General features: G+C 62.6%; 26 protein-coding genes. 10 read left to right on the top strand and 16 right to left on the bottom strand.

From position 1 onward, the window contains the following. Nucleotides 1-46: 46 nt before the first annotated feature. A complete protein-coding gene (locus AC3WLP_RS07165) occupies nt 47-1,666 on the top strand; it encodes an MFS transporter (protein ID WP_011953118.1) in 1,620 nt (539 codons plus the stop codon). A 174-nt stretch (nt 1,667-1,840) separates the two neighbouring features. Here AC3WLP_RS07165 and AC3WLP_RS07170 read toward each other — a convergent pair whose 3' ends face one another. Genes AC3WLP_RS07170 through glyQ form a run of 4 tightly spaced genes read right to left on the bottom strand, consistent with a single transcriptional unit; the run spans nt 1,841 to nt 6,203 of the window. Beyond that, nucleotides 1,841-2,626 (bottom strand): lysophospholipid acyltransferase family protein, encoded by a 786-nt coding sequence (locus AC3WLP_RS07170; RefSeq protein WP_010951467.1) that lies wholly within the window; start codon nt 2,624-2,626, stop codon nt 1,841-1,843. A gap of 47 nt (nt 2,627-2,673) precedes the next feature. Further along, on the bottom strand, nt 2,674-3,201 hold the full coding sequence (gene gmhB / locus AC3WLP_RS07175) for a D-glycero-beta-D-manno-heptose 1,7-bisphosphate 7-phosphatase (RefSeq protein WP_088512649.1): 528 nt from the start codon (nt 3,199-3,201) through the stop codon (nt 2,674-2,676). Nucleotides 3,202-3,204: 3 nt separating this feature from the next. Continuing rightward, nucleotides 3,205-5,259, bottom strand: a complete 2,055-nt coding sequence (gene glyS, locus AC3WLP_RS07180; RefSeq protein WP_088512650.1) for a glycine--tRNA ligase subunit beta — start codon at nt 5,257-5,259, stop codon at nt 3,205-3,207. Further along, a complete protein-coding gene (gene glyQ, locus AC3WLP_RS07185) occupies nt 5,256-6,203 on the bottom strand; it encodes a glycine--tRNA ligase subunit alpha (protein WP_003253126.1) in 948 nt (315 codons plus the stop codon). The genes glyS and glyQ overlap by 4 nt, the downstream gene beginning before the upstream one ends. 83 nt (nt 6,204-6,286) lie before the next feature. Here glyQ and AC3WLP_RS07190 point away from each other — a divergent pair, with 83 nt between their 5' ends. Both AC3WLP_RS07190 and AC3WLP_RS07195 read left to right on the top strand, forming a co-directional pair. Further along, entirely contained in the window at nt 6,287-6,838 is a 552-nt protein-coding gene (locus tag AC3WLP_RS07190; RefSeq protein ID WP_003253123.1) for a DNA-3-methyladenine glycosylase I, read from the top strand. A 41-nt stretch (nt 6,839-6,879) separates the two neighbouring features. Continuing rightward, on the top strand, nt 6,880-7,767 hold the full coding sequence (locus AC3WLP_RS07195; protein WP_003253121.1) for a lysophospholipid acyltransferase: 888 nt from the start codon (nt 6,880-6,882) through the stop codon (nt 7,765-7,767). A 98-nt stretch (nt 7,768-7,865) separates the two neighbouring features. Here AC3WLP_RS07195 and AC3WLP_RS07200 read toward each other — a convergent pair whose 3' ends face one another. The 5 genes from AC3WLP_RS07200 to def are packed head-to-tail and all read right to left on the bottom strand — an operon-like array spanning nt 7,866 to nt 12,395. Then, nucleotides 7,866-8,180: a tetratricopeptide repeat protein gene (locus AC3WLP_RS07200; RefSeq protein WP_003253119.1), complete on the bottom strand. Its 315-nt coding sequence runs from the start codon at nt 8,178-8,180 to the stop codon at nt 7,866-7,868. Between the two features lie 11 nt (nt 8,181-8,191). After that, nucleotides 8,192-9,565 carry a Trk system potassium transporter TrkA gene (gene trkA / locus AC3WLP_RS07205; protein ID WP_003253117.1) on the bottom strand — a complete coding sequence of 458 codons (1,374 nt, stop codon included), beginning with the start codon at nt 9,563-9,565 and terminating at the stop codon, nt 8,192-8,194. Between the two features lie 23 nt (nt 9,566-9,588). Continuing rightward, on the bottom strand, nt 9,589-10,899 hold the full coding sequence (gene rsmB / locus AC3WLP_RS07210) for a 16S rRNA (cytosine(967)-C(5))-methyltransferase RsmB (protein WP_003253115.1): 1,311 nt from the start codon (nt 10,897-10,899) through the stop codon (nt 9,589-9,591). Further along, the gene (gene fmt / locus AC3WLP_RS07215) at nt 10,896-11,828 is read right to left on the bottom strand and encodes a methionyl-tRNA formyltransferase (RefSeq protein WP_003253113.1); all 933 of its coding nucleotides are present in this window, start codon (nt 11,826-11,828) and stop codon (nt 10,896-10,898) included. The genes rsmB and fmt overlap by 4 nt, the downstream gene beginning before the upstream one ends. A 60-nt stretch (nt 11,829-11,888) precedes the next feature. Continuing rightward, complete coding sequence (def, locus tag AC3WLP_RS07220) at nt 11,889-12,395, bottom strand: peptide deformylase (protein ID WP_003253111.1); 507 nt, start codon at nt 12,393-12,395, stop codon at nt 11,889-11,891. Nucleotides 12,396-12,601: 206 nt separating this feature from the next. Between def and dprA the strand changes: the two genes are divergently transcribed. The 3 genes from dprA (at nt 12,602) to AC3WLP_RS07235 (ending at nt 14,996) form a co-directional block, all read left to right on the top strand. Further along, nucleotides 12,602-13,699 carry a DNA-processing protein DprA gene (gene dprA / locus AC3WLP_RS07225; protein WP_011953121.1) on the top strand — a complete coding sequence of 366 codons (1,098 nt, stop codon included), beginning with the start codon at nt 12,602-12,604 and terminating at the stop codon, nt 13,697-13,699. A 42-nt stretch (nt 13,700-13,741) separates the two neighbouring features. Further along, nucleotides 13,742-14,299, top strand: coding sequence for an L-threonylcarbamoyladenylate synthase type 1 TsaC (gene tsaC / locus AC3WLP_RS07230; protein ID WP_014859478.1), 558 nt, complete (start codon nt 13,742-13,744; stop codon nt 14,297-14,299). A 379-nt stretch (nt 14,300-14,678) separates the two neighbouring features. Continuing rightward, nucleotides 14,679-14,996 carry a hypothetical protein gene (locus AC3WLP_RS07235; protein WP_088512651.1) on the top strand — a complete coding sequence of 106 codons (318 nt, stop codon included), beginning with the start codon at nt 14,679-14,681 and terminating at the stop codon, nt 14,994-14,996. 127 nt (nt 14,997-15,123) lie between these two features. On the opposite strand, the gene AC3WLP_RS07240 is transcribed toward AC3WLP_RS07235, so the two are convergent. Then, the gene (locus AC3WLP_RS07240) at nt 15,124-16,101 is read right to left on the bottom strand and encodes an NADPH:quinone reductase (protein ID WP_003253102.1); all 978 of its coding nucleotides are present in this window, start codon (nt 16,099-16,101) and stop codon (nt 15,124-15,126) included. A gap of 134 nt (nt 16,102-16,235) precedes the next feature. Between AC3WLP_RS07240 and hemF the strand changes: the two genes are divergently transcribed. Continuing rightward, complete coding sequence (hemF, locus tag AC3WLP_RS07245) at nt 16,236-17,147, top strand: oxygen-dependent coproporphyrinogen oxidase (RefSeq protein WP_019750122.1); 912 nt, start codon at nt 16,236-16,238, stop codon at nt 17,145-17,147. Between the two features lie 25 nt (nt 17,148-17,172). Then, the gene (aroE, locus tag AC3WLP_RS07250; RefSeq protein WP_088512652.1) at nt 17,173-17,997 is read left to right on the top strand and encodes a shikimate dehydrogenase; all 825 of its coding nucleotides are present in this window, start codon (nt 17,173-17,175) and stop codon (nt 17,995-17,997) included. Between the two features lie 128 nt (nt 17,998-18,125). Here aroE and AC3WLP_RS07255 read toward each other — a convergent pair whose 3' ends face one another. The 3 genes from AC3WLP_RS07255 to betC form a co-directional block, all read right to left on the bottom strand. After that, nucleotides 18,126-19,691, bottom strand: coding sequence for a SulP family inorganic anion transporter (locus tag AC3WLP_RS07255; RefSeq protein ID WP_088512653.1), 1,566 nt, complete (start codon nt 19,689-19,691; stop codon nt 18,126-18,128). 144 nt (nt 19,692-19,835) lie between these two features. Then, entirely contained in the window at nt 19,836-20,759 is a 924-nt protein-coding gene (choX, locus tag AC3WLP_RS07260) for a choline ABC transporter substrate-binding protein (RefSeq protein WP_011953128.1), read from the bottom strand. 14 nt (nt 20,760-20,773) lie between these two features. Next, nucleotides 20,774-22,291 carry a choline-sulfatase gene (betC, locus tag AC3WLP_RS07265; RefSeq protein WP_017147851.1) on the bottom strand — a complete coding sequence of 506 codons (1,518 nt, stop codon included), beginning with the start codon at nt 22,289-22,291 and terminating at the stop codon, nt 20,774-20,776. A 108-nt stretch (nt 22,292-22,399) separates the two neighbouring features. On the opposite strand from betC, the gene AC3WLP_RS07270 reads away from it, so the two are divergent. Beyond that, a complete protein-coding gene (locus AC3WLP_RS07270) occupies nt 22,400-23,299 on the top strand; it encodes a choline sulfate utilization transcriptional regulator (protein ID WP_014859482.1) in 900 nt (299 codons plus the stop codon). A 121-nt stretch (nt 23,300-23,420) separates the two neighbouring features. Here AC3WLP_RS07270 and AC3WLP_RS07275 read toward each other — a convergent pair whose 3' ends face one another. Beyond that, entirely contained in the window at nt 23,421-24,038 is a 618-nt protein-coding gene (locus AC3WLP_RS07275; protein WP_088512654.1) for an NAD(P)H-binding protein, read from the bottom strand. Between the two features lie 52 nt (nt 24,039-24,090). On the opposite strand from AC3WLP_RS07275, the gene AC3WLP_RS07280 reads away from it, so the two are divergent. Continuing rightward, nucleotides 24,091-24,423: a DOPA 4,5-dioxygenase family protein gene (locus tag AC3WLP_RS07280; protein WP_020189868.1), complete on the top strand. Its 333-nt coding sequence runs from the start codon at nt 24,091-24,093 to the stop codon at nt 24,421-24,423. Nucleotides 24,424-24,542: 119 nt separating this feature from the next. On the opposite strand, the gene trpA is transcribed toward AC3WLP_RS07280, so the two are convergent. Next, the gene (gene trpA, locus AC3WLP_RS07285) at nt 24,543-25,352 is read right to left on the bottom strand and encodes a tryptophan synthase subunit alpha (RefSeq protein ID WP_011953131.1); all 810 of its coding nucleotides are present in this window, start codon (nt 25,350-25,352) and stop codon (nt 24,543-24,545) included. Next, nucleotides 25,349-26,566: a tryptophan synthase subunit beta gene (trpB, locus tag AC3WLP_RS07290; protein ID WP_004575268.1), complete on the bottom strand. Its 1,218-nt coding sequence runs from the start codon at nt 26,564-26,566 to the stop codon at nt 25,349-25,351. Before trpB ends, trpA begins: the two co-directional genes overlap by 4 nt. Between the last annotated feature and the right edge of the window lie 49 nt (nt 26,567-26,615).

A 26,615-nucleotide genomic window follows, 5' to 3' on the forward strand; every position in this document is an offset into this window, starting at 1 on the left:
AACAACAAGAATAATCACTGTGGCCTAAGGGCCGAGGACAGCAACGATGTCGGATTACATCCAAGAGCAGGGTGCGGCGGCCAGCAGCTCCAGCCGCCGTGAAGAACGCAAGATCATTTTCGCGTCATCCCTCGGGACGGTTTTCGAGTGGTATGACTTTTTTCTCTATGGTGCGCTGGCAGCGGTCATCAGCAAGCAGTTCTTCGCTGGCGTGAACGATACCACCGCTTTCATCTTCGCCCTGATGGCCTTTGCTGCGGGCTTTCTGGTGCGGCCGTTTGGCGCGCTGGTGTTCGGCCGCCTGGGTGACATGATCGGGCGCAAGTACACCTTCCTGGTCACCATCGTGCTGATGGGCCTGTCCACTTTCGCTGTGGGGTTGTTGCCCACCTACGCCAGCATCGGCATCGCCGCACCGATCATCCTGGTGATCCTGCGCATGCTTCAGGGGCTGGCGCTGGGCGGTGAGTATGGCGGTGCCGCCACTTACGTGGCCGAGCATGCGCCGCCCGGCAAGCGTGGCTTGCATACCGGTTTCATCCAGTCCACCGCAACGTTGGGCCTGTTGTTGTCGCTGTTGGTGGTGCTGGGTAGCCGGTATGTCAGTGGCGACCAGTTCGAAACCTGGGGCTGGCGCTTGCCGTTCCTGCTGTCGATCGTGCTGCTGGCGATCTCCACCTGGATTCGCATGAGCATGCACGAGTCGCCGGCCTTTGTGAAAATGAAGGCTCAGGGCAAGGTCAGCAAGTCGCCCATCCGTGAGTCATTCACCTCCTGGCCAAACCTGAAAGTGGTGCTTACCGCCCTGTTCAGCATCAACGCGGGGCAGGCTGTGACCTTCTACACGGCGCAGTTCTACGTTCTGTTCTTCATGACCCAGATGCTGAAAATGGACTCGGCTCAGGCCAACACCCTGCTCATCATCAGCGTTGTGATTGGCGCGCCGTTCTTCGTGTTTTTTGGCTGGTTGTCCGACCGTATCGGCCGCAAGCCGATCCTGATGCTCGGCCTGTTGCTGGCCACGGTACTGTACTTCCCACTGTTCAAGGCGCTGAGCCACTACGCCAACCCGCAGATCGACGCTGCCAGCCGTCAGGCGCCGATCGTGGTCACCGCCGACCCGCAAGGCTGCACATTCCAGTTCGACCCAGTGGGCAAGGCTCGTTTTGACAGCCCGTGCGACAAGGTCAAGACCTTCCTGGTCAAGCAGGGCCTGCCGTACAGCTCGGTAAGCGTGGCCGGCAGTGAAGTGGTGGTCAACATCGGTGACAAGACCATCAACGGCTTTGACGAAACCGCCATGCGTGCTGCAATCGAGCAGGCTGGTTACCCGGCCAAGGCCGACCCTGCGCAGGTTAACCAGGTAATGGTGGTGGTACTGATCGTGGCGATGATCCTGATCGCGACCATGACCTATGGCCCGTTGGCGGCGGTGATGGTCGAGCTGTTCCCGACCCGCATCCGCTACACCTCGATGTCGCTGCCCTACCACATTGGTAATGGCTGGTTTGGTGGTTTCCTGCCTACCGTATCGTTTGCGCTGGTGGTCTATACCGGGGATATCTTCTACGGGCTGTGGTACCCGGTGCTGGTGACCGGGATCAGCCTGGTGGTTGGGATCTTCTGTCTGAGAGAAACCAAGGATGTAGATATCGACAAAGTCTGATGTCCACATGCCATAAAAAAACCGGCTGTAAAAGCCGGTTTTCTTATGCCTCAAAAAAACTTATGCACGATTTTCAGAAAAAATTCATACAAAGAAATAACTAGCAAATTCATAGACTTAGCTATCAATTCAAGCATTTAATCCAAAAACTGCACACAAGTTATCCACAGAAGGTCAAGCCATCTGCTCCTGAGGTTTTTCCGCAGCTGGCGGCAGCGATCCCATGGCCCGCTGGGTCGCTTCGTTCCAAGCTGCTGCGCGGTCGTTGAGTTCGGCAATGGCACGTGGCCCCGTGCCGTTGGCGTACATCGGCTCACCAATTACCACTTCGATTGTACCGGCACGCTTGCCCCAACCGGTCTTGGGCCAGAACTTCCCAGCGTTGTGGGCAATCGGCAGCACCGGCAGCCCGGCATTCACGGCCAGGGCGGTACCGCCGCGCGAGAACTTGCCGATGGTGCCGAACGGCACACGGGTGCCTTCTGGGAAAATCAGCACCCACGTCTTCTGCTTGAGCAGTTCGTCACCCTTGCTCGCCACCTGGCGCAACGCTTCCTTGGGGTTGTCGCGGTTGATCGCGATGGGCCGCAGCATGGCCATGGCCCAGCCGAAGAACGGTACATACAGCAGCTCGCGCTTGAGCACCTGGCTAAGCGGCGAGAAGTACTGGGACAGGAAGAAGGTTTCCCAGGTGCTCTGGTGATTGGACAGAATCACGCAAGGCTCAGCTGGCACGTTCTCGGCGCCAGTGATCTTGTAGTCGATGCCCAGGATGGTGCGCACCAGAAACAGCGCGCAGCGGCACCAGTACACGTTGATGAACTTGTAGCGCTTGGGGAACGACAGGAACGGCGCGACGAAGAAGCTCAGCGAGCACCACAGCAGCGAACTGGTGCCCAGCAGCAGGTAAAAAAGAAAGATTCTGATCGCCTGCAGGATCGACATAGTGGCTTGTACCATTGCGGGGCATGCCCGCCTGAAGAAAAATGCGCCAGAAGGCGCACTGTTTAAATTAGTTCTCTGGCGATAGCTGCCAGATCGTCGAAAATCAGTGTAGTTTCCGGGACGCCTTTTTCCAGGGTCCGCTCGCCCTTGCCGGTCTTCACCAGCACGGGTTGTGCACCGACGGCCAGGGCGGCCTCCAGGTCACCTTTGCTGTCGCCGACGAACCAGACGCCTTCAAGGCTGATCTGGTAATGCTCGGCGATCGCCCGCAGCATGCCGGGCTTGGGCTTGCGGCAATCGCACCCTTCGTCCGGCCCATGCGGGCAATACACGATGTGGCCCACCTCGCCGCCCTGCTCGGCCACCAGCGCGCGCAGGCGCGCGTGCATGGCCTCAAGGGTTGCCAGCGGGTAGTAGCCACGGGCAATGCCGGACTGGTTGGTGGCCACGGCCACCGTCCAGCCCGCCTTGCTCAACTGCGCGATCGCATCGACCGAACCGGGGATCGGCACCCATTCTTCCAGCGTCTTGATGTACGCATCGGAGTCGTAGTTGATCACCCCGTCACGGTCGAGAATCAGCAGTTTCAAGGCTTACCCCAGCAGCGAAATGTCAGCCACGCCCAGGAACAGGCCGCGCAGACGGCTGAGCAGGGCATAACGGTTGGCACGTACCTTGGCGTCTTCGGCGTTGACCATGACCGCCTCGAAGAAGGCATCGACCGGGTCACGCAGGGCCGCCAGGCGGGCCAGCGATTCGCTGTACTGACGTGCCGCAGCCATCGGTTGCACGGCCTGGTCGGCCTGCTGGATGGCCGAGTACAGGGAGAACTCGTTGGCATTGTCGAAGTACTTCGGCTCGACCTGCTCGGCGATGGCACCTTCGGCCTTGCTCAGCAGGTTCGACACGCGCTTGTTCACCGCGGCCAGGGCCTCGGCTTCCGGCAGTTTGCGGAACGCCTGCACGGCTTGTACGCGCTGGTCGAAGTCCAGGGCGGAGCCTGGCTGCAGTGCGCGTACCGACAGGTACGTGGCCACGTCGATGCCTTCGTCTTCGTAACGCGCGCGCAGGCGGTCGAAAATGAACTCCAGTACTTGCTCGGCCAGGCCGGGGGCCTTGACCTTGGCGCCGAACTGCTTGACCGCAAACTCGACTGCACCGGTCAGGTCCAGGTCCAGTTGCTTCTCGATCAGGATACGCAGCACGCCCAGAGCCGCACGGCGCAGGGCGTACGGGTCCTTGCTGCCGGTAGGCAGCATGCCGATGCCGAAGATGCCCACCAGGGTGTCGAGCTTGTCGGCGATGGCCACGGCAGCACCGGTGAGGGTCTGCGGCAGCTCGGCACCAGCACCGCGCGGCATGTACTGCTCGTTCAGGGCCAGGGCTACGTCTTCCGGCTCACCGTCGTTGAGCGCGTAGTAGTAACCGGCAACACCCTGCATTTCAGGGAATTCGCCGACCATCTCGGTGGCCAGGTCGCACTTCGACAGCAGACCGGCACGGCCAGCGCGCTGGGCGTCGCCGCCGATCAGCGGGGCAACGAAGGCGGCCAGCCTGGAAACACGTTCGGCCTTGTCGTACACGGTGCCGAGCTGAGCCTGGAACACCACGTTCTTGAGGCGCTCGTTGAAGGTTTCCAGTGGCTGCTTCTTGTCCTGCTTGAAGAAGAACTCGGCGTCGGTCAGGCGCGGGCGCACGACCTTTTCGTTGCCTTGCACGATCTGCTTCGGGTCGCGGCTCTCGATGTTGGCCACGGTGATGAAGCGCGGCAGCAGCTTGCCTTCGCTGTCCAGCAGGCAGAAGTACTTCTGGTTGTCCTGCATGGTGGTGATCAGGGCTTCCTGCGGCACCTCGAGGAAACGCTCTTCGAACGAGCACACCAGCGGCACTGGCCATTCGACCAGAGCAGTCACTTCGTCCAGCAGCGCCGGCGGCACGATGGCAGTGCCCTCCTGCTGCATGGCAAGCTCGGCGGTACGCTTGCTGATCAGCTCGCGGCGTTCGGCGAAGTCGGCCAGCACGTGAGCTTTACGCAGGTCTTCGACATAGTTGGCCGGGGTAGTGATGACCACGGTTTCCGGATGATGGAAGCGGTGGCCACGGGATTCACGGCCGGCCTTCTGCGACAGAATGGTGCAGTCGACCACCTGGTCGCCCAGCAGCATTACCAGCCATTGGGTTGGGCGCACGAACTCTTCACGGCTGGCCGCCCAGCGCATGCGCTTGGGGATCGGCAGGTCGTTCAGCGAATCTTCGACGATGGTCGGCAGCAGGTCAGTGGTGGCCTTGCCCGGGATGTGCTGGGAGAAGCGCAGCTTGGGGCCGCTCTGGTCGATTTCGGCCAGTTCGACACCGCACTTCTTGGCGAAGCCCAGCGCAGCCTGGGTTGGCTCGCCTTCGGCGTTGAAAGCTGCCTGCAGGGGCGGGCCGTCGATGTTGATGCTGCGGTCAGGCTGCTGCACGTCCAGCTGGCGAATCAGCACGGCCAGACGACGCGGCGCGGCGTATACCTGCTTGCCGGTGTAGTTCAGGCCAGCGGCCTGCAGGCCTTTTTCGATACCGGCCAGGAAGGCGTCGCCGAGGCTTGCGAGGGCCTTGGGTGGCAGCTCTTCGGTGCCCAGTTCTACCAGGAAATCTTGAGCACTCATTGTGCAGCCTCCAGCTTAGCCAACACTTCGTCACGCAATTCAGGGGTGGCCATCGGGAAGCCCAGGCGTGCGCGGGCTTGCAGATAGCTTTGCGCCACGTCCCGGGCCAGGGTACGTACACGCAGGATGTAACGCTGGCGCTCGGTTACCGAGATGGCGCGGCGGGCGTCCAGCAGGTTGAAGGTATGCGAGGCCTTCAGGACCATTTCATAGGTCGGCAGCGGCAGCTCCAGCTTGATCAGGCGGTTGGCTTCGCTTTCGTAGAAATCGAACAGTTCGAACAGTTTGTCGACGTTTGCATGTTCAAAGTTGTAGGTCGACTGCTCCACCTCGTTCTGGTGGAACACGTCGCCATAGGTGACCTTGCCGAACGGGCCGTCGGCCCACACCAGGTCGTACACCGAATCGACGCCCTGGATGTACATGGCCAGGCGCTCCAGGCCGTAGGTGATTTCACCGGTGACCGGGTAGCACTCGATGCCGCCAACCTGCTGGAAGTAGGTGAACTGGGTCACTTCCATGCCGTTGAGCCAGATTTCCCAGCCCAGACCCCAGGCGCCGAGGGTCGGCGATTCCCAGTTGTCTTCGACGAAACGAATGTCGTGCACCAACGGATCCAGGCCGATGGCTTTCAGCGAGCCGAGGTACAGCTCCTGGAAGTTGGCCGGGTTCGGTTTGAGCACCACCTGGAACTGGTAGTAGTGCTGCAGGCGGTTGGGGTTTTCGCCATACCGCCCGTCGGCAGGACGACGGCTCGGCTGCACATAGGCGGCGTTCCAGGTTTCTGGACCCACGGCGCGCAGGAATGTAGCGGTGTGGAAAGTGCCGGCGCCTACTTCCATATCGTAGGGCTGAAGTACCACACAACCTTGAGCTGCCCAGTAGTTCTGCAGGGCAAGGATCAGGTCTTGGAAGGTACGCACGGCTGGCGTAGGCTGGCTCACGAAATTCACCTGTATCTGGGGATGCGGATGTAAAGAGCGGGAGTATAACCTGATTCGCCTCGCCCTCTACTCATTGGAGCCTTATGCCACGCTGCTTTTGGTGTACCGACGATCCGTTGTACCAGGCCTACCACGACCAGGAATGGGGGATGCCACAGCGCGACCCGGCGTTGCTCTTCGAGATGCTTTTGCTCGAAGGGTTCCAGGCAGGGCTTTCATGGATTACCGTTTTGCGCAAACGCGAGCGTTATCGCCAGGTGATGTACGGCTTCGACCCCGTGAAGCTGGCGGCCATGGGCGACGAACGCATCGAAGAATTGATGCAGGATGCAGGCATCATCCGCAATCGCCTCAAGCTCAAGGCTGCGCGGCGCAACGCCCAGGCCTGGCTGGCTGTGGATAACCCTGCCGAATGGCTGTGGTCGTTCGTCGGCGGCTCGCCGAAGATCAACCACTTCAAGGCGCGCGGCGACGTGCCAGCTGTTACCGATGAAGCCAAGGCAATGAGCAAGGCCTTGCAGAAAGCTGGCTTCACGTTCGTCGGTCCGACCATCTGCTACGCCTTCATGCAGGCCACCGGCATGGTCATGGACCACACCACCGACTGCGATCGCTACGCCGCCTTGTTGCGCTGAGGGGTTACAATGCGCGCCTTGCTGAAATAAGGAATTCGCCTGTGGAAAAGTTCAAGGGCGCCCTGATGGTCGGGGTGCTGCGCCTGTTTGCCAAGCTGCCCTGGGGCGCTGTGCAGCGTGTCGGCGCCGGTATTGGCTGGCTGATGTGGAAAATCCCCAACAGTTCGCGCAACGTGGTACGGATCAACCTGGCCAAGTGCTTCCCGGAGATGGACCCGGTTGCCCGTGAGCAACTGGTGGGCCAGGCGCTGCGGGATATCGGTAAATCCTTTGTCGAAAGTGCCTGTGCCTGGATCTGGCCGCCACAACGCTCGCTGGAGCTGGTCAAGGAAGTGCATGGCCTGGAAGTGCTGGAGCAGGCTTTGGCCTCAGGAAAAGGGGTGGTCGGCATCACCAGCCACCTGGGCAACTGGGAAGTGTTGAACCACTTCTACTGCAACCAGTGCAAACCGATCATCTTCTACCGCCCGCCGAAGCTGAAGGCGGTGGATGATCTGCTGCGCGAGCAGCGCGTGCAGATGGGCAATCGCGTGGCACCGTCGACCAAGGAAGGCATCCTCAGCGTGATCAAGGAAGTGCGCCGTGGTGGCCAGGTGGGTATTCCTGCCGACCCGGAGCCGGCGGAATCGGCGGGCGTGTTCGTGCCGTTCCTCGGCACCCAGGCGCTGACCAGCAAGTTCGTGCCGAACATGCTGGCCGGTGGCAAGGCGGTAGGTGTGTTCCTGCATGCGCTGCGGTTGCCGGATGGCTCGGGCTTCAAGGTGTTCCTGGAGGCGGCGCCAGAGGAGATGTACAGCACCGACGTGAATGTGTCGGCGGCGGCGATGAGCAAGGTGGTCGAGCGCTATGTGCGCGAGTACCCCAGCCAGTACATGTGGAGCATGAAGCGCTTCAAGAAGCGCCCGGCTGGCGAGCCGCGCTGGTATTAAGCCATTCACCGCCCTCTGGTAGGAGCGGGTTTACCCGCGAATGCGATGTTGGATTCACCGACGCATTCGCGGGTAAACCCGCTCCTACAGGGACCGCGTCAACCCGCTGCTCTGTTGAGCTTCTTCAGGAATACGGTCATTTCTTTTTCGGCCTGCTTGTCACCATGGGCCTGCGCCGCCACGATCCCGTCTTCCCACGCCTTGCGCGCCGCCGCCAGGTCGCCCTGCAACTGATAGGCCTTGCCCAGCAGCTTCCATGCTGCCGAGTATTTCGGATCCTGCTCTACACAGCGCGCCAGGTGCACCGCTGCTTCAGCGCCGTTGCCTTCATCCAGCCAGGCCTTGCCCAGGCCAAACCTCAGCAGCGGGTTATCCACACCTTTGGCCAGCATCTTCTCCAGCGATTCGCGCATGCCCTCTTCTCCTAGAAGAAACTCAAGCCGACGTGGAACAGCTTCTCCACATCACGAATGTGCTTTTTATCCACAACGAACAGGATCACATGGTCACCCGATTCGATCACGGTGTCGTCGTGGGCAATCATCACCTCTTCGTCACGGATGATCGCGCCGATGGTGGTTCCCGGTGGCAGGGCAATGTTCTCGATCGCCTTGCCGACCACCTTGCTCGACTTCGAATCGCCATGTGCCACCGCCTCGATCGCTTCGGCCGCACCACGGCGCAGCGAGTGCACACTGACGATGTCGCCGCGACGGACGTGCGCCAGCAGGGTACCGATGGTAGCCAGCTGCGGGCTGATGGCAATGTCGATATCGCCGCCCTGCACCAGGTCGACATAAGCCGGGTTGTTGATGATGGTCATCACCTTGCCTGCGCCCAGGCGCTTGGCCAGCAGCGACGACATGATGTTGGCTTCGTCATCGTTGGTCAGGGCCAGGAAAATATCGGCGTCGGCGATGTTCTCTTCGAGCATCAGGTCTTTGTCCGAAGCGCTGCCCTGCAGCACTACCGTGCTTTCGAGGGTATCGGAGAGGTGCCGACAACGCGCCGGGCTCATCTCGATGATCTTCACCTGATATCGGCTTTCGATAGCTTCCGCCAGGCGCTCGCCGATCTGCCCGCCGCCCGCGATGACAATGCGTTTATTGGTCTCGTCGATGCGGCGCAGTTCGCCCATCACCGCACGGATATCCTTCTTCGCGGCAATGAAGAACACCTCGTCGTCGGCTTCGATCACCGTGTCGCCACGCGGGGTGATCGGCCGGTCGCGGCGGAAGATGGCTGCCACGCGGGTGTCGACGTTGGGCATATGCGCACGGATCTGGCGCAATTGCTGGCCGACCAGCGGGCCGCCATAGTAGGCCTTCACTGCCACGAGCTGGGCCTTGCCCTCGGCGAAGTCGATCACCTGCAGCGAGCCTGGGTGTTCGATCAGGCGCTTGATGTAATTGGTCACCACCTGCTCGGGGCTGATCAGAACGTCGACCGGGATATGGTCGTTGTCGAACAGCTCTTCGCGGGTCAGGTAGGACGATTCGCGCACCCGTGCAATCTTGGTCGGGGTATGGAACAGCGAATAGGCCACCTGGCAGGCAACCATGTTGGTCTCGTCACTGTTGGTTACTGCCACCAGCATGTCGGCGTCGTCGGCACCGGCCTGACGCAGCACCGTCGGCAGTGAGCCGCGGCCCTGGACGGTGCGGATGTCCAGGCGGTCGCCAAGGTCGCGCAGGCGGTCGCCGTCGGTGTCGACCACGGTAATGTCGTTGGCTTCGCTGGCCAGGTGTTCAGCCAGCGTACCGCCTACCTGCCCTGCGCCGAGGATGATGATCTTCATGCGCTACTCCCTATCCTTTGTTCTTATCCGCGCGAGGCGGCGATCTTGATCAGCTTGGCATAGTAGAAACCGTCGTGACCGCCTTCCTGGGCCAGCAGCTGACGGCCGTGGGGCTGGCGCAGGCCGGCTTCGGTCGCCAGGTCCAGCTCACGGGCGCCCGGGGTGCGGGCGAGGAAGGCTTTGATCACTTCAGTGTTTTCGGTCGGCAAGCTGGAGCAGGTGGCGTATAGCAGCATGCCGCCCACTTCCAAGGTCGGCCACAGGGCATCGAGCAGCTCGCCTTGCAGCGTGGCCAAAGCCGGGATGTCGTCGGCTTGGCGGGTCAGCTTGATGTCCGGGTGGCGGCGAATCACGCCGGTGGCCGAGCACGGCGCGTCGAGCAGAATGCGCTGGAATGGCTTGCCGTCCCACCAGCTGGCAGTGTCGCGGGCATCGCAGGCGATCAGCTCGGCGTCCAGCTGTAGGCGGTCGAGGTTTTCTCGCACGCGGGTCAGCCGCTTGGCTTCGAGATCGATGGCCACCATGTGTGCCAGGCCAGCCTCGGCCTCCAGCAGGTGGCAGGTTTTTCCGCCCGGTGCGCAGCAAGCATCGAGCACGCGTTGACCGGGGGCCAGTTCCAGCAGGTCGGCAGATAGCTGCGCAGCTTCGTCCTGCACGCTCACCCAGCCTTCGGCGAAGCCTGGCAGGCCGCGCACGTCGCAGGCTTCGGCCAGCACGATGCCATCCCGGCTGTACTGGCATGCGCTGGCGCCGATGCCGGCTTCGGCCAGCAGTGCCAGATAGGCATCGCGGCTATGGTGACGGCGATTGACCCGCAGAATCATCGGTGGGTGGGCATTGTTGGCGGCGCAGATGGCTTCCCACTGCTCTGGCCAGAAAGCTTTCAGCGCTTTTTGCAGCCAGCGCGGGTGCGCGGTACGCACCACCGGGTCGCGCTCCATGCCGGCGAGCAGCTCCTCGCCTTCGCGCTGTGCACGGCGCAGTACGGCATTGAGCAGGCCCTTGGCCCACGGCTTCTTCAGTTTGTCGGCACAGCCCACGGTCTCGCCGATGGCGGCATGGGCCGGAATGCGCGTGTAGAACAGCTGGTACAGGCCGACCAGCAGCAGCGCCTGAACATCGGCATCGGCTGCTTTGAAGGGTTTTTGCAGCAGCTGTGCGGCCAGCAGGTCGAGGCGTGGCTGCCAGCGTGCGGTGCCGAACGCCAGGTCTTGGGTCAGGCCGCGGTCGCGTTCATCTACCTTGTCCAGTTGCGCCGGCAGCGAGCTGTTCAGCGAAGCCTTGCCGCTGAGCACAGCAGCAAGCGCACGGGCGGCGGCGAGGCGTGGGTTCATTGGCCCAGCACCTTGCCGGCGGCGAACTTCTCGCGGCGGCTGTTGAACAGGTCACTGAAGCTCAATGCCTTGCCGCCAGGCAGTTGCAGGCGGGTCAGGCTCAGGGCTTGGTCACCGCACGCAACTACGAGGCCGTCCTTGCTGGCGGAAAGTATCTCGCCCGGGGCGCCTTGGCCTGTGGACAGGTTGGCGGCCAGCACCTTGACGCTTTCACCGTCCAGCATGCTGTGGCACACCGGCCATGGGTTGAAGGCGCGGATCAGGCGTTCCAGCTCGACGGCCGGGCGGGTCCAGTCAATACGCGCTTCGTCCTTGTTCAGTTTGTGCGCGTAGGTGGCCAGGGCATCGTCCTGTATTTCGCCTTGCAGCGAACCGTCAGCCAGGCCGGCGATGGCCTGAACGACTGCGGGCGGGCCCATTTCGGCCAGGCGATCGTGCAAGGTGCCGCCGGTGTCCTCGGCGCTGATCGGGGTGACGACCTTGAGCAGCATCGGGCCGGTGTCCAGGCCGGCTTCCATGCGCATCACGGTCACGCCGCTTTCGGCGTCGCCGGCTTCCACGGCACGCTGGATCGGCGCGGCACCGCGCCAGCGTGGCAGCAGGGACGCGTGGCTGTTGATGCAACCCAGGCGCGGGATATCCAGCACCACCTGCGGCAGGATCAGGCCGTAGGCGACCACTACCATCAGGTCTGGTTTCAGTGCGGCCAGTTCGGCCTGGGCATCGGCATTGCGCAGGGTCTGCGGCTGGAACACCGGGATGTCATGGGCCACGGCCAGTGCCTTGACCGCACTTGGCATCAGCTTTTGGCCACGGCCGGCCGGGCGGTCGGGCTGGGTGTAGACGGCCACGATCTCGTAGGGGCTGTCGAGCAGGGCCTTGAGGTGTTCGGCGGCAAACTCTGGAGTGCCTGCAAAGACGATGCGCATGGAGTTCTCGCTTCAAAAAAGAAAAAGGCTTGCCGGAGCAAGCCTTCAGGAAGGTGGGGATCAGGCTTGCTGGCGATGCTGCTTTTCCAGCTTCTTCTTGATCCGGTCGCGCTTGAGCTGCGACAGGTAGTCGACGAACAGCTTGCCGTTGAGGTGATCGAATTCGTGCTGTACGCACACCGCCAGCAGGCCTTCGCATTCCAGTTCGAACGGCTTGCCGTCGCGGTCCTGGGCCTTGACCCGGACACGCAGCGGACGGTCGACGTTCTCGTAGAAGCCCGGTACCGACAGGCAGCCCTCCTGGTACTGGCCCATGTCATGGGTCAGCTCTTCGACCGACGGGTTGATGAAGACGCGCGGTTCGCTGCGGTCTTCGCTGAGGTCCATGACCACAACCTGCTTGTGCACGTTCACCTGGGTAGCGGCCAGGCCGATGCCAGGGGCTTCGTACATGGTTTCAAACATGTCGTCGATCAGCTGACGCAGGGCGTCGTCGAACTCCGTCACCGGTTTGGCGAGGGTGCGCAGGCGCGGGTCCGGGAATTCGAGAATGTTCAAGATGGCCATAAGGTCAGGCAGTCACTGTGCGTTCGGTTGAAAACTGAGCACACATAATAAAGGGAAACGGGGATTTCGGCACCTGGCAAGCTCGTCTAGGGTGACTATGGGCTTGATAGCCCCCAATCAATGGACAGCTTTTCAAAGTGTTACTCACAGAGTTATCCACAGGTTGTGCCACGTAGATGGCCCTGTTTCGATCAAGGACGATCCCCATGCCCAGTTACCATTCGTCGCTCTGCCCGCCTGCTGAACTGGAGGCCCGATTACGTCTGCATCGCTTGCCCGAGACAGGATTGCGACGTTTTCGCACCTTGCTGGATGCGTTCGGCAGCGCCTCTAGTGCGCTTAGCGCTCCCGGTTCGGCCTGGCGAGCGTTGGGCATCCCCCAGGCTACCATCGATGCCCGGCGCAGTGCCGAGGTACGCGAGGGCGCGCTCGCCGCAATGGCCTGGTTAGAGCGCCCTGGCCAGCATTTGCTGATGTGGGACGGCCCAGACTACCCAGCCTTGCTGGCAGAAATCGACGATGCCCCGCCGCTGCTTTTTGTCGCTGGCGAACCAGCCTTGCTCGATCGTCCTCAGTTGGCGATCGTGGGCAGCAGACGTGCCACACCCCCGGCGCTCGACACCGCCCGGGCATTTTCCCGCTACCTCGCGCAGGCTGGTTTCACCATTACCAGCGGGCTGGCGGTAGGTGTCGACGGTGCCGCTCATCGGGCCGCGTTGCAGGCCGGTGGGTGCACGATTGCCGTACTCGGTACGGGGCTGCAAAAACTTTATCCACAGCGCCATCAAGAGCTTGCGCAGGCGATGATCGACAACGGCAGTGCGCTGGTTTCCGAGTATCCGCTGGACGCCGGGCCACTGCCCGGCAACTTCCCACGGCGCAACCGCATCATCAGTGGCCTGTCGCTAGGTGTACTGGTGGTTGAGGCGAGCCTCGCCAGTGGCTCGCTGATCACGGCGCGCCTGGCCGCAGAGCAAGGCCGTGAGGTGTACGCCATTCCGGGCTCCATTCATCACCCGGGGGCCAAGGGCTGCCACCAGCTGATTCGTGATGGGGCGCTGCTGGTGGAAACTGTGGAGCAGATCCTGGAAAGCTTGCAGGGCTGGCAGAACCTGCCGCCTGCGGTTGTGGACAGGTTCGACCACCCCCTGCTCGCCCTGCTGCATGCCGCACCCCAGACCAGTGAAAGCCTGGCCCACTGCAGCGAGCAGCCGCTGGCCGACGTGCTGGCGCAGTTGACCGAGCTGGAGCTGGAAGGCCGGGTCAGCAATGAAGCCGGGCGTTGGTTTGCCCGCGCGGGCTAAGTACACTGCGCACAAGCAAGGTATTCAGGCGGAGAAACAGCAATGGTGAGCAGTTTTCGTGTGCAACAAGCCGCACGTGAGATCCGGGCGGGCGCGGTGATCGCCTACCCGACGGAAGCGGTCTGGGGCCTGGGCTGCGACCCATGGAACGAGGACGCGGTGTATCGCCTGCTGGCGCTGAAGTCGCGTCCTGTGGATAAAGGGCTGATTCTGATCGCTGACAATATCCGTCAGTTCGACTTCCTGTTCGAGGACTTCCCCGAGGACTGGATCGACCGCATGAGCAGCACCTGGCCGGGGCCGAACACCTGGCTGGTGCCGCACCAGGACCTGTTGCCCGAATGGGTGACCGGGCAGCATGACACGGTAGCGCTGCGGGTCAGTGATCACCCGGTGGTGCGTGAGTTGTGCGCGCTGGTGGGGCCGCTGATTTCCACCTCGTGCAACCCTGGCGGGCGCCCGGCGGCGAAGACCCGCTTGCGGGTTGAGCAGTACTTCCATGGCCAGTTGGACCTGGTGCTGGGTGGGGCGCTGGGCGGGCGGAAGAACCCGAGTGTGATTCGCAACCTGGCAACCGGCGAAGTCGTTCGCCCGGGTTGATACCTATCCACAGGCCTGGCTCGGGACTCGGGCCCCTGTGGGCATGCCCACAGGTTAGGGCCAAATCCACCGCAGGGTTTTCTGATTTTTACCAAAATGTCTGTCCAGCTGGGCACTTCGGAAATATCCTACGAACCGCGTCTCCTTCCATCACCTTCTAAGTGGGAACCTCTGCCTCTAGGCTCTATCCGTCGCCGAATAACTTGGCGATCGGGTGTGGTAGCCCGGATGCATTTTTTCCATGACAGTCTATGGTGGCTGTGCGTGGGAGGCTTTCGAGCCTGCCTGGATTGGAAAATGCCCGGGTCTACCACCTCGCGTACAGTCGCCACCCATTCACGTGGTAGTGAGGGTTGGCGGCCTTGAGGAGCATTTTCCAATGATGAAGAAAATAGTCCCCGATCCACCTCTCCCATGCACCTCCACCCGCCCCTTCGGCCGCTGCGATGCCGGCCACGATCCACTCTTCACCGTCAACCCAAACATTTCTGCCGAGGACGCTCTGGTCCACGTAGCCCTGTACCTGCGCAGCGCTTACGAAACCGGCTACAAAGCTTTGGACTACATGCGTGAAGAAGGCCGTGGCATGTTCTGGTCGAACCTGCATGCGATTGAGATGGCAGAGGGTGTGATCGAGGCGATACTCGATGGCATCGAGTCGACGCCACCGCCGTCACGCCCAGGCTCCAAGGCATAGTGCTGCTATCGAGGCCGACGCAGTACCTGTGGGAGCGGGCTTGCCCGCGAACACCGGCAAAGCCGGTGCCATCCATCGCGGTGGCTTCTTCGCGGGTAAACCCGCTCCTACAGGGGATGTGTGTGGCTCAGGGGATTAGTACAGTCGATCCTACAGTCCGCCGCGCCGACAGCTCTGCCTGCGCCTTGGCCGCCTCGCTCAGTGGATACCGCTGCTGGATATCCACAACCAGCTTCCCGCTCGCAATCATCGCAAACAGGTCATCGGCCATGGCCTGGGTGTTCTCGGCATTGTTGGCATAGGTGGCCAAGGTCGGCCGGGTGACATACAGCGAGCCCTTCTGCGCCAGGATCCCCAGGTTCACCCCGCTCACCGCACCGGAAGCGTTGCCAAAGCTCACCATCAGCCCACGCGGGCGCAGGCAGTCCAGCGAGGTCAGCCAGGTGTCGGCACCCACGCCGTCATACACCACCGGGCATTTCTTGCCGTCGGTCAGCTCCAGTACGCGCTTGGCCACATCTTCATGGCTGTAGTCGATGGTGGCCCAAGCCCCCAGCGCTTTAGCCCGTTCGGCCTTCTCGGCAGAGCTCACGGTGCCGATCAGCTTGGCGCCCAGGGCCTTGGCCCATTGGCAGGCCAGCGACCCTACACCACCGGCTGCGGCATGGAACAGGATCACATCACCCGCCTTCACCTCATAGGTCTGCTTCAATAGGTACTGTACGGTCAAACCCTTGAGCATCACCGCTGCCGCCTGCTCGAAGCTGATGGTGTCCGGCAGCTTGACCAGGTTGGCTTCCGGTAGCGTATGCACCTCGCTGTAGGCGCCCAGCGGGCCGCCGGCATGTGCCACACGGTCTCCTACCTTCAGCCGGGACACGCCTTCGCCCACGGCCTCTACCACACCTGCCGCTTCGGTACCCAGGCCAGAAGGCAGGGACGGCGGCGCATACAGCCCGCTTCGGAAGTAGGTATCGATGAAGTTCAGGCCGATCGCATGGTTACGCACACGCACCTGCTGTGGCCCGGGCGGGGTGGGTTCGAATTCCACAAACTGCAGCACTTCCGGGCCGCCATGCTGGCTGAACTGGATACGCTTGGCCATCTCGCACTCCTGTAGTCGGGATCGGGAAAGGCCTTCTATCGGACGCCTTTGCTTGGTCGTCGTCAACTGCGGCGCGCGCGCTGGCGGTGGTATGCTACGCGGCGAATTCTTCCCTGCCCGTTCCTGGTGACCCGATGACTAGCCGCACCGAGGCCGTGAAAGCCTACCTGCTCGACCTGCAAGACCGCATCTGCTCTGCCCTCGAAACAGAAGACGGCGGTGCCCGCTTCGTCGAGGACGCCTGGGTGCGCGAAGCCGGTGGCGGGGGCCGCACGCGGGTGATCGGCGACGGTAAGGTGATCGAGAAAGGCGGGGTCAACTTCTCCCATGTGTTTGGTGCCGGCCTGCCGCCGTCGGCCAGTGCCCACCGCCCCGAGCTGGCAGGCCGTGGCTTCGAAGCCTTGGGCGTGTCGCTGGTGATACACCCGCACAACCCGCATGTGCCGACTTCCCACGCCAACGTTCGCTTCTTCATCGCCGAAAAGGAAGGTGAAGAGGCCGTATGGTGGTTCGGCGGCGGCTTTGACCTGACGCCATACTATGGCAACGAAGAAGACTGCGTTCACTGGCACCGAGTGGCCGAGCAGGCCTGCGCGCCGTTTGGCGCCGATGTGTACCCACGCTACAAGGCCTGGTGCGACCGCTACTTCCACCTCAAGCACCGTGGTGAGCCACGTGGTATCGGCGGCTTGTTCTTCGATGACCTGAACGAGTGGGACTTCGACACGTGCTTCGCCTTCATCCGCGCCATTGGCGATGCCTACATCAACGCCTACCTGCCGATCGTCCAGCGCCGCAAAGACACGCCTTACACCCCGCAACAGCGCGAGTTCCAGGAATACCGCCGCGGCCGCTACGTGGAGTTCAATCTGGTCTACGACCGTGGCACCCTGTTCGGCCTGCAATCCGGTGGCCGTACCGAGTCCATCCTCATGTCGCTGCCGCCTCAGGTGCGCTGGGGCTACGACTGGAAGGCTGCACCCGGCAGCGAAGAAGCGCGCCTGACCGAGTATTTCCTGCAGGACCGCGACTGGCTCGGCCAGTAAGCCTGTGGATAACCAAGGAGCCGTCATGGACCAGTACGTCGTTTTTGGTAACCCCATCGGCCACAGCAAGTCGCCGCTGATCCACCGCCTGTTCGCCGAGCAGACCGGTCAGGACCTGGAATATACCACGCTGCTGGCGCCGTTGGACGAGTTCAGCGACTGCGCGCGTGGCTTCTTCAAGCAAGGCAGTGGCGGTAATGTCACCGTGCCGTTCAAGGAAGAGGCCTACCGCCTGTGCGACAGCCTGACCCCGCGTGCCCGGCGCGCAGGCGCAGTGAACACGCTGAGCAAGCTGGCTGATGGCACCCTGCAGGGCGACAACACCGACGGCGCTGGCCTGGTGCGCGACCTGACGGTGAATGCCGGGGTCGAGCTGGCGGGCAAGCGCATTCTCATCCTCGGTGCCGGTGGCGCCGTGCGCGGCGTGCTGGAGCCTATCCTGGCGCACAAGCCGCAGTCGCTGGTGATTGCCAACCGTACCGTGGAAAAGGCCGAGCAGCTGGCGCGCGAGTTCGATGAACTGGGGCCGGTGGTGGCCAGCGGGTTTGCCTGGTTGCAGGAGCCTGTGGATGTAATCATCAACGCCACCTCGGCGAGCCTGGCCGGTGAATTACCACCGATTGCCGACAGCTTGGTCGAGGCGGGTCGTACGGTTTGCTACGACATGATGTATGGCAAGGAGCCGACGCCGTTTTGCCAGTGGGCTACCAAGCTGGGGGCTGCCAAGGTATTGGATGGGCTGGGGATGCTGGCTGAGCAGGCGGCTGAGGCCTTCTTCATCTGGCGTGGCGTGAGGCCGGATACGGCGCCGGTGTTGGCTGAACTGCGCCGGCAACTCGCTCGGGGCTGAGATGGCCGGGGCCGCTTTGCGGCCCTATCGCGACGCAAGGCCGCTCCCACAAAGTAAGTCGTACGCCGATCCTCTGTGGGAGCGGCCTCGTGTCGCGATGGGCTGCAAAGCAGCCCCAGGACCCAACCTCATTCCTCAAACCGGATCGGGCACAACTCCACCCCTTCCAGCTTCTGCAACTCCTCGATCACTTGGGGCCTGGCCCGGTGCAAGGTCAAACTCCCCCCCAATCGCCGCAACCTTCGTGCCTCACGGTGCAACATATCCACACCCGAGTAATCGATGAAATTCACCTGCCGGGCATCGATCACTACATACGGCCCTTGGCAACGCTGCAAGCGCACCTGCAGGTAATGCGCCGCACCAAAGAAAATCGACCCACCTACCCGCAAGACATCCGCGTCCCCTTCACGGCTTTGTTGGATCCGTGGTCGTGAGGTGCGCTTCAAATAGAAGAACAGCGAAGCCAGCACCCCGGCATAGATGGCTGTCTGCAGCTCCAGCAGCAATGTCGCTGCAGCTGTCAGCACCATCACCAGAAACTCCGAGCGGCTGACCCGGAACAATGCACGGATCCCTCGGTGGTCCACCAACCCCCAGCAGATCAGCAAAATGCTGCCGGCCATGGCCGGTATCGGCAGGTGCGCGATCAGGCCGGCGCCGGTCACGGCGAACAACGCCACCCACAGCGCAGAAAACACCCCGGCCATCGGTGAGCGGGCGCCCGCCTCGTAGCTCAGGCCCGAGCGGGTGAAGGAGCCGGCAGACAGGTAACCAGAGAAAAATGCACCGGCAATGTTCGACAGGCCCTGTGCGCGTATTTCCTGGTCCGGGTCGATCAGCTGTTCTGAACGTGCCGATAGCGAGCGGGCAATCGACAGGCTGGTGACCAACCCCAGCATGCCTACCGCAACGGCGCTGGGCAGCAGACGCAACATAAGCTCCACGTCTAGCAAAGGCAGCGGGCTGAAAGGCGGGAGTTGCCCGGTGAACGCTGCCACCCGCGGCACATGGCCAAAGAAGCCCGGCAACAGCCAGGCCAGCAAGCTGACCAGGATCAGGCTTATCAACAGGCTCGGCCAGCGTGGGCGCCAGAGCTTGAAGGCCACGCCGATCACTACGGTGGCCAGGCCCAGCAGCAAGGAAGGCAAGTCGACCTCGCCTGCGTGGCTGGCCAGGTCTTGCACGGTCTTCAGCGCGGTGGCCTGGCTGGGCAGGGCCATGCCCAGCAGGTTGGGTAGCTGGCCCAAGGCAATGACGATGGCGGCACCCAGCGTGAAGCCGAGCACCACGGAATGGGAGACGAAGTTGACCAGCGCGCCGAAGCGCAACAGCCCGAGCAGCAGCTGGAAAATGCCGCCAAGGAAGGTCAGCAGCAACACCAGCGTGATGTAGTCAGCGCTACCGGCCACGGCCAGCGGGCTGATGCTGGCGTAGAGCACGATGGAAATGGCAGCGGTCGGGCCGCAGATCAGGTGCCAGGAAGAGCCCCACAGGCAGGCGATCAGTACCGGCACGATGGCGGCGTAAAGCCCGTATTCGGCGGGCAGGCCGGCGATCAGGGCGTAGGCGATGGATTGCGGCAGGGCGAGGATGGCGCCGCTCAGGCCTACCAGCAGGTCCTGGCGCAGGCTGCGGCCCGATTGGCGGGGAAGCCAGGTGAGGAAGGGCAGCAGTAAAGAGAGGCGATGCATGGGTTATCCACAATCCTTAAGGGGTCGCCAAGCCCTGTGGGAGCGGGCATGCCCGCGAAAAAGCCAACGCGTTGCTTGGCACCGGCTTCGCCGGTGTTCGCGGGCGCGCCCGCTCCCACAGGGTTGGTGTGTTGCTTTGTGAGATTACAGTTTAGCTTTGACGGCCTCCAGGGCATCACCATCGGCCTTGGTGGTAACACCGGCCAACCACCCATCCAACCGTTCAGGATGCGCTTTCACCCAGGCCTTGGCCGCTTCATCGAAGCTGATCTTCTTGTCCACAACCTCTGCCATGATGCTGTTTTCCATGTCCAGTGTGAACTTGAGGTTACCTAGCAGCTTCGCCGCATTCGGGCAGGCTTGTGGATAACCCTTGCGGGTCAGCGTGTATACCTCGCCCTTGCTGCCGAACCATTTTTCCCCACCGGTCAGGTAATGCATTTTCAGTTTCACGTTCATCGGGTGCGGGGTCCAGCCAAGGAAGGTGATGAATTGCTGCTTCTTCACCGCCCGGTCGACCTGGGCCAGCATCGCCTGCTCGCTGGACTCCACCAGCTTCCACTGGCCGAGGTTGAATTCATTCTCTTCGATGATTTTCTTGAGTGACAGGTTGGCCGGGGCGCCGGAGCCGATTCCGTATAGCTTTTTGTCGAACTGCCCGGCGTGTTTTTGCAGGTCAGCGAAGTCCTTCACCCCGGCATTCCACACATAGTCGGGCACTGCGAGGGTGAACTCGGTTCCCTCCAGGTTGCGCGACAGCTGCTGCACATCGCCGTTGGCGATGAACTTGTCATGGAAGCCTTGCTGCGCCGGCATCCAGTTGCCGAGGAAGGCGTCGACCTGGCCGTCCTTGAGGCCGCCGTAGATGATCGGTACGGCCAGGCTGTCGATCTTCACCTGGTAACCCAGGCTTTCCAGTAACAGGCGTGCCACGGCATTGGTCGAGGCAATATCACTCCAGCCGGGGTCGGCCATTTTCACGGTACTGCATTGCGCATCGCTGTCTGCGGCGTGGGCCGTGGTGGCGCTCAGGGCCAGGACGAACACGGCGGCGGAGAACTTGTGCATGGCGGCCTCTCTTCTCAATCCAGGGGGGCGGGCTGTGGATAACGTGCCTTGCGCTCGAGGTCATCGAGGTCGATGTGGTTGCGCATGTACTGTTGGCTGGCGTCCACCAGTGGTTGGTGATCCCAGCTTTTCAGCTTGCCGATGGCCAGCGCTTCGGCCACCAGCCGGCGGCGGCGCTGGCTGGCCAGCACCTGCTGGCGCAGGCTGGGGATGTCCCAGCGCTGTTGTGCTTCATCGACAAATGCCTGCAGCAGCACCTGGTGGTCCGGGCTGCCGGTGAGGTTCTCCCGCTCGTGCGGGTCGCGGCTCAGGTCATAGAGTAGGCATGGGTCGTCTTCGCTGTACACGAACTTGTAGGGCCCGCGGCGGATCATCATCAGCGGGCCGACGGTGCCTTCGGCCATATACTCGCCGATCACCTCGTCGTGACCGCCCTGCCCTTGCAGGTGGCCCAGCAGTGAGCGGCCGTCCAGATGCAGGTCTTTATCCACAGCGCCGCCAGCCAGTTCGACCAAGGTTGGCAACAGGTCGCAGGTCGACACCGAGGCAGTGACCCGGCCCGCTGCGAAGCGCTTCGGCGCATGGATCAGCAGCGGCACCCGCGCCGACATTTCGAACCAATGCATTTTGTACCAGAGGCCACGCTCGCCAAGCATGTCGCCGTGGTCGCCGGAAAACACGATCAGTGTGTCATCGGCCAGGTTGCATTCCTCCAGGGTCTGCAGCAATTGGCCAATGTTGTCATCGATATAGCTGCAAGCGCCGAAGTAGGCGCGGCGGGCGTCGCGGACCTTGTCCACAGGCAGCGGCTTGTTCCACAGGTCGTAGACTTTCAGCAGGCGCTGGGAGTGCGGGTCGAGTGCTGCCTGGCTGAACTCGGCACGGGGCATGGGGATATCCACACCTTCGTAGCGGTCCCAGTAGCGTTTGGCAATGGTGTAGGGGTCGTGCGGGTGCGTCATTGAAACGGTCAGGCAAAATGGCCGGCCATCGTTTTCACGCACATGGTCGTACAGGTACTGGCGCGCCTTGAACACTACCTCCTCGTCGAAATCCAGCTGATTGGTGCGCACGCACGGACCGGCCTGCAGCACCGAGGACATGTTGTGGTACCAGCTTGGACGCACATCGGGTTCGTCCCAGTTCACCGCCCAACCGTAGTCGGCCGGGTAGATGTCGCTGGTCAGGCGTTCTTCATAGCCGTGCAACTGGTCCGGGCCGCAGAAGTGCATCTTGCCCGACAGCGCGGTGCGGTAGCCCAGGCGACGCAGGTAATGGGCGTAGGTCGGCACATCGGCAGGGAAGTCGGCCGCGTTGTCGTAGGCGCCAATGCGGCTGGGCAACTGACCGCTGACCAGGGTGAAGCGTGATGGCGCGCACAGTGGGCTGTTGCAGTAGGCCGAGTCGAACACCACGGCTTGCTCGGCCAGGCGGCCGAGGTGCGGCATCTTGATGGGCGAAGGGCCGTAGATGGGCAGCAAGGGCGCGGCCATCTGGTCGGCCATGATGAACAGGATATTCGGACGCGTCATGGTGGCTCCCATCGTTGAGGGTTATGCGAACTGCTTGCCTACCAAGATGCGACTGTGGATAACATGGGTAAAGCCCATGGCGGGCAATGACTGGGATTAGCCAAGCTTATGTTTGACCACCTTGCCGGGTTGTCGCTGGATACCTTGCGCGTATTCGAGGCTGCTGCGCGCCTGCGTGGCTTTACCGCTGCGGCGCTGGAGTTGGGTACCACGCAGCCGGCAGTGAGCCAGCAGGTGAAGCGCCTGGAGGCACAGTTGGGCACGCGCCTGTTTGACCGCATTTACCGGGGCATCGAGCTGACCGAGGCTGGCCAGGTGCTGTTCGAACAGGTGCATCAGGGGCTGCAGGCCATGGATGACGGTATTGCCCAGGCCAGCGGGCGCGGCCAGCGCGAAGTGCTGCAGGTCGCCACCGACTTTGCCTTTGCGGCGTTCTGGTTGATGCCAAGGCTGCAACGCTTTCATCAGGCTTATCCACAGGTGGATGTGAGCCTCGTAACGGGTGAGCGCAGCCAGGGCATGTTGCGCCCGGACATCGATGTGGCGGTGCTGTTTGGCGACGGACGCTTTCACCAAGGAGAAAGCCGCTGGCTATTCGATGAGGAAGTGTTCCCGGTGTGCAGCCCCCATCTGATTCATGGCAAAGCCTTGTCAGCTGTGGCTTTGCAACGATTGCCGCTGCTGCATTTGAAGGGCGAGCAGGCCAGCCGCTGGTTTGACTGGGCAGGAGTATTTCGTGGGTTTGGTGTGGACAGCCCACCGCCGGCGGGGCAGCTGCGGTTTGATAACTATACCTTGCTGATTCAAGCAGCGATTGCCGGGCAAGGGGTGGCGATTGGCTGGGCTCACCTGGTGGATGGATTGGTGGAGCAAGGGTTGCTGTGTCGGCCGCTGGAGGGGAGCTTGCGCTCGGAACGCGGCTATTACGCAGTTTTGCCACCGCGCAAGCGGCGGGGAGCGTTGATCGAGCGGTTCGTGGATTGGTTGGAGCAGGAGCGCAGCCTTTGAGATTTTGGGGCCGCTTTGCGGCCCATCGCGACACAAGGCCGCTCCCACAGTGGCACTGCGCACGCCGGCCCATGTGGGAGCGGCCTTGCGTCGCGATGGGCTGCGCAGCAGCCCCGGCAATCTAGACCACGAAGTTCAGATGCTCGCCCCGGTGCAAGTCCAGCTCCAGCATGTCCACCATCCCCGCTGCGATCCTGGCCAAGCGCCGCAACGGCTCAGCCAGCCCAGGCTCCAGCGTCCCTTCGGTATTGCGAAAATGCTCCATGCCCAACCCGGCCAGTTCCTGCGGTGCATTGATCAGCGTCCAGTGCAACGCACTGCGCTGCAACCCATCAACCACTTGGGCCACGCAATCCCGCTCCATCTCGCTGTACTTGCTCGGCTCATCCAGCACATCGAAATCGCCCACAAGCAGCAGCCGGCGTATAGTCGTATGCGCAAGCCCCGCCACCAGCGCCTCGCTCAAGCGTGCCTGCCCCTGCAGGTCACCCGGCGCCAGCGCTGGTAACAGGGCGATCACCGCCGAGCCGCCCGCTGCGCCCTGCTCCGCCTGGTGGGCATCACCCAGCCCCCCTATCTTGAAGTGCAGGCCCGGGCGCGGCGAATGGCGATTGAGGTCGTCCACCACGGCGATGACTTCGTGCTGGCGCGACAGCAGCTCGACCATCAGGGCATTGCCCAGGCTGCTTTCAGGCCCGAACAGGACCAGTTTGAACACTGGGGTTTCGGCGTTTTTCACTGCATCACTCCCGTTGCAGGTGGTGATGGTTGGACCGCAATCAGGAGTTATCGTGCAGAGGATTAAGGGTTACCACGCCCACGTTTATTACGACGCAGCCACCATGGAGCAGGCCCGGGAACTGTGCGAGGAGGCGGCGCGGCTGTTCCCCGTGACCATGGGGCGCATGCACCAGAAACCGGTTGGGCCGCATCCGGACTGGAGTTGCCAGCTGGCGTTCGGGCCCGAAGTGGTGGGGGTGGTATTGCCTTGGTTGGCGCTGTACCGCAAGGGTCTGGTGGTATTCATGCATCCGGAAACCGGGGATGAACTGGCGGATCACCGGGATCATGCGATCTGGATGGGGGCCGTGCGCCCCTTGAATCTGTCGGTTTTTGGGGGCTAGGCGGGGTAGCCTGTGCTGGCCTCTTCGCGGGTGAACCCGCTCCTACAGCGATATCGCAGAGCCAGAGGGTGGCGCTGGCCCCGTAGGAGCGGGTTTACCCGCGAAGCAGACGACGCGGTTTAGCGGCGTGCGCCACGCACCCCTTCAGCCAATGCCGAGCACAGGCTCAATACATCGGTCACCGCCTGATCGGCGCTTTTGGCCTGGGCGATCTTGTCGACCAGTGCCGAGCCCACCACCACGCCATCGGCCAAGCGGGCAATGTTCGCAGCCTGTTCCGGCGTGCGAATGCCGAAGCCAACGCTGATCGGCAGATCGGTATGCCGGCGCAGGCGGGCAATGGCTTCGGTCACATGCTCGGTGGTCGCCGAACCGGCACCGGTCACACCAGCCACCGACACGTAGTAGACGAACCCGGAGCTGCGCTCCAGCACGCGCGGCAGGCGCGCGTCGTCGGTGGTCGGGGTGGTCAGGCGGATGAAGTCGATGCCTGCAGCCTGGGCCGGGGTAGCCAGTTCGGCGTCGTGCTCTGGCGGAAGGTCGACGATGATCAGGCCATCGACGCCCGCGGCCTTGGCTTCAGCCACGAACGTGTCCACGCCAAAGCGGTGGATAGGGTTGTAGTAGCCCATCAGCACGATCGGCGTGGTCTGGTTATCCACACGGAATTCGCGAACCATCTGCAGGGTCTTGGCCAAGGTCTGACCAGCCTCAAGGGCGCGCAGGGTGGCCAGCTGGATGGCCACGCCATCGGCCATCGGGTCGGTGAACGGCATGCCCAGCTCGATCACGTCGGCGCCAGCAGCCGGCAGGCCCTTGAGGATCTGCAACGAGGCGTCGTAGCCCGGGTCGCCAGCTGTGACGAAGGTGACCAGTGCCGAGCGGCCTTCGGCCTTCAGCTCGGCGAAGCGTTGTTCAAGACGGCTCATGCGTGTTTCTCCTGGGCGGCCATGTGGTTCATGACGGTTTGCATGTCTTTGTCGCCGCGGCCCGACAGGCACACGACCATCAGGTGGTCCTTGGGCAGCTTCGGTGCGCGCTTGATCGCTTCGGCCAAGGCGTGGGAGCTTTCCAGGGCTGGAATGATGCCTTCCAGACGGCAGGTTGCGTGGAACGCATCCAATGCTTCGTCATCGGTGATGCTGACGTACTCGACGCGCTTCACCTCATGCAGATAGGCGTGCTCCGGGCCGATGCCCGGGTAGTCCAGGCCTGCGGAAATCGAGTGGGCATCGGTGATCTGGCCGTCTTGGTCCTGCAGCAGGTAGGTGCGGTTGCCGTGCAATACGCCCGGTACGCCGCCGTTCAGGCTGGCGGCATGCTTGTCGGTGTGTACGCCGTGGCCACCGGCTTCAACGCCGATGATCTGCACGCTCGGCTCTTCGAGGAACTCATGGAACAGGCCCATGGCATTGGAGCCGCCGCCGACGCAGGCAACCAGGCTGTCTGGCAGACGGCCTTCCTTCTCTTGCAACTGGGCACGGGTCTCTTTGCCGATGATCGACTGGAAATCGCGGACCATGGCGGGGTACGGGTGTGGGCCAGCCACGGTGCCGATCAGGTAGAAGGTGTCTTCGACGTTGGTAACCCAGTCACGCAGGGCTTCGTTCATGGCGTCTTTCAGGGTGCCGGTGCCGGCGGTAACCGGCACGATCTCGGCGCCCAGCAGCTTCATGCGGAATACGTTCGCCTGCTGGCGCTCGATGTCGGTGGCGCCCATGTAGATCACGCAAGGCAGGCCGAAGCGCGCGGCGACAGTGGCGGTGGCGACACCGTGCATGCCGGCGCCGGTTTCGGCGATCAGGCGCTTTTTGCCCATGCGCTTGGCCAGCAGCACCTGGCCGATGCAGTTGTTCACCTTGTGCGCGCCGGTATGGTTGAGCTCTTCACGCTTGAAGAAAATCTTCGCTCCGCCGCAATGCTCGGTCAGGCGCTCGGCGAAGTACAGCGGGTTGGGGCGGCCGATGTAGTCGCGCTGAAAATAAGCCAGCTCTTCAAGGAACTTGGGGTCTGCCTTGGCCGCTTCGTATTCGCGGGCCAGGTCCAGCACCAGTGGCATCAGGGTTTCGGCCACGTAGCGGCCGCCGAACGAGCCGAACAGGCCATTGGCGTCGGGGCCGGGGCGGTATTGGGACTGGGTCATGGGGCGCTCCAAGGCGTAGTGAATGAGTGATGGGCTTTACTCTAACCAC

Source organism: Pseudomonas sp. FW305-E2, from assembly GCF_058782925.1.